Origin of the sequence: Shewanella sp. AS1 (assembly GCF_021412565.1) — a bacterium.
In the GTDB taxonomy this organism is placed as follows: Bacteria; Pseudomonadota; Gammaproteobacteria; order Enterobacterales; family Shewanellaceae; genus Shewanella.
This window is the reverse complement of sequence record NZ_JAKCLJ010000091.1, coordinates 1-287: the sequence shown is the minus strand read 5'-3', so window position 1 is coordinate 287 and position 287 is coordinate 1. Positions and strand designations below refer to the sequence as shown.

At 74.6% G+C, this 287-nt stretch carries 1 protein-coding gene; it reads right to left on the bottom strand.

Annotation, left to right across the window (positions count from 1 at the left end; translation table 11 throughout):
* The coding region (locus tag LZP69_RS16185) for a hypothetical protein (RefSeq protein WP_234201720.1) at positions 1-287 on the bottom strand (287 nt) is incomplete at both ends.

Sequence of the window (287 nt, the reverse complement as noted above, 5' to 3'; positions counted from 1 at the left end):
ACGGCCAGGAACAGGCCCAGGGCCTCGGAGGTCCGGGTATCGGTGCGCGAGATCTGGGCGCCGAGGTAGCCGCCGAGAGCCACCCGCGCGGTGGGGGAGTTCTCCTGGGCGGCCTGCGTGGCCGCTGCCAGGATCGCGTTGCCCACGTCGGCGTCCCCTGCGGCCTGCTCGGCCAGGGTCAGCTGCAGGATCGCTGCCCTCCCGTCGTCGGAGAGGAGGTCGCCGTTGTCCTCGGGCCCCCGGACCGCGTTCACCCCGCGGACCGCCGTGACCGCCTCGGTGATCGC